The organism is Acinetobacter sp. TG2027, assembly GCF_000302435.1.
Lineage (GTDB): Bacteria > Pseudomonadota > Gammaproteobacteria > Pseudomonadales > Moraxellaceae > Acinetobacter > Acinetobacter pittii.
Genome location: NZ_AMJN01000043.1, coordinates 1 through 1,589, shown reverse-complemented (window position 1 = coordinate 1,589; position 1,589 = coordinate 1). Strand labels below are relative to the sequence as shown.

Below are 1,589 nucleotides of genomic sequence, written 5' to 3'. Positions count from 1 at the left end.
GGACACAACTTTATTGGCGGTTCACGCAGCGCACAAGGTACAACCTTATTAAAAAGTATTCATGCTACGACTGGCGAGGCTCTACCTTATGAGTTTCACCATGCAACTGAGCAAGAGGTGAATCAAGCCTGTGAAGCTGCAAGTCAAGCGTTTAAGACTTATCGTCATACGTCTACTGAACAGCGTGCTACTTTTTTAGAAAATATTGCCGATGAGCTCGATGCTTTGGGTACAGATTTCCTTGAAATCGTCTCACAGGAAACTGCTTTGCCACTTGCACGTTTGCAAGGCGAACGTGGTCGTACCAGTGGGCAAATGCGTTTGTTTGCCAAAGTGTTGCGCCGTGGTGATTTTTTAGGTGCTCGTATTGATACCGCTTTACCTGAGCGTCAGCCTTTACCTCGCCCAGACCTGCGTCAGATTAAAATCGGTGTTGGCCCTGTGGCAGTCTTTGGGGCAAGCAACTTTCCTTTAGCATTCTCAACTGCGGGTGGTGACACTGCTTCGGCACTCGCCGCAGGTTGCTCTGTAGTGGTGAAAGCCCATAGTGGACATATGGCGACAGCAGATTTTGTAGCGCAGGCAATTGAGCGTGCCATAGAAAAATCAAATATGCCTAAAGGTGTATTTAACATGATCTACGGTAATGGTGTGGGTGAACCTTTAGTGAAACATCCTTTAATTCAGGCTGTGGGTTTTACCGGTTCACTTCGTGGTGGTCGCGCTTTATGTGACATGGCCGCAGCCCGTCCACAGCCAATTCCCGTATTTGCTGAAATGAGCAGTATTAACCCGATGCTGATGTTGCCAGAAGCCCTGAAAACCCGTGGTGAAAAAATTGCACAGGACTTGGCAGATTCGGTTGTTTTAGGCTGTGGTCAGTTCTGTACCAATCCGGGTTTAATTTTGGGAATTAAATCAGCTGAGTTTACTCAGCTCATTAGCAACCTGACTGAAATTATGGGCGCTAAGCCTGCGCAGACTATGCTGAATGCCGGCACCTTAAAAAGTTATACCGCTGGTCTTGAGCACTTAACCGAGCATCAAGGCATCAAGCATTTGGCAGGTCAAACCCAGCTAAGCAATCAGGCACAGCCACAACTGTTTAAAGCCGATGTTGAGCTGTTACTGGCGGGTGACCAGCTTCTGCAAGAAGAAATCTTTGGACCAACCACAGTCATCATTGAAGTTGAAGATAAAGCCCAACTCATTCAGGCCTTACAAAGCATGAATGGGCAGCTGACTGCGACTTTAATTGCCGATGAGGCAGACTTAACCGAGTTTGCAGATGTGGTTCCTGTGCTAGAGGAAAAAGCCGGTCGATTACTCATAAATGGCTACCCAACAGGTGTAGAAGTTTGTGATGCCATGGTACACGGCGGGCCATACCCAGCAACTTCAGATGCACGAGGCACCTCAGTCGGAACCTTGGCCATTGACCGTTACTTAAAACCTGTGTGTTATCAAAACTATACGCAAAGCTTATTGCCAGAGGCTTTAAAAGACAGCAATCCATTGCAGATTTTAAGGTTGGTGAATGGTGAGATGACCAAAGAAGCGATCTAATCAATTAAAAAAAGAGACCACAA

General features: G+C 46.8%; 1 protein-coding gene. It reads left to right on the top strand.

Features of this window, described 5'->3' with window-relative positions:
- Positions 1 to 1,566: aldehyde dehydrogenase (NADP(+)) (locus B806_RS0112020; protein WP_017403070.1), on the top strand; the 1,566-nt coding region annotated here is incomplete at its 5' end.
- Positions 1,567 to 1,589: the final 23 nt, after the last annotated feature.